1 protein-coding gene is annotated in these 450 nt (G+C 61.6%); it reads left to right on the top strand.

The window, feature by feature from the left end:
- The first annotated feature begins 29 nt into the window (after positions 1 to 29).
- Positions 30 to 257, top strand: coding sequence for a (Na+)-NQR maturation NqrM (nqrM, locus tag MUU47_RS00135; protein ID WP_258986111.1), 228 nt, complete (start codon positions 30 to 32; stop codon positions 255 to 257).
- Positions 258 to 450 lie beyond the last annotated feature (193 nt).

Genomic DNA, 450 nt, shown 5'->3' with positions numbered 1-450 from the left:
CAACTGTTCGGCAACCAAGGAGAACGTCCATGACCTGGCTACTGGTCTTCGACATCATGCTGCTGGTGGTCTTCGGCATGTCCATCGGGGTCATCATGGGCCGCAAGCCGATCGCCGGTTCCTGCGGCGGCATCGCCAACCTGGGGATCGAGAAGGAATGCTCGATCTGCGGCGGCGACCGACAGAAATGCGAGGAAGCCAACCGCGACGAATCTGTAGTGCCCGGAAAACTCGCCTACGACGCGACCAAACGCTAATGTGCGACATTTCGCACAGGGCGTAACATATGCCCGCCTCGAGGTCGGACCGAGCCTTGCCCGGCGAATGCCGTCGTTCGCACCGACCCGATGATCGAATCGATCCGCCGCGCACATGTTGTGCAGCGGCTTTGCCGGAGGCGCCAGTGGGCGCCTCGGCCTGTTCTGAGGAGTACGCATGGCTGTCTACAAC

The organism is Scandinavium hiltneri (assembly GCF_024764835.1).
In the GTDB taxonomy this organism is placed as follows: Bacteria; Pseudomonadota; Gammaproteobacteria; order Enterobacterales; family Enterobacteriaceae; genus Scandinavium; species Scandinavium hiltneri.
This window is presented reverse-complemented; position numbering and strand designations above follow the sequence as displayed.

Coding starts and splice junctions, on each gene's coding strand:
- nqrM (WP_258986111.1), top strand. CDS start 30: ATGACCTGGCTACTGGTCTTCGACATCATGCTGCTGGTGGTCTTCGGC.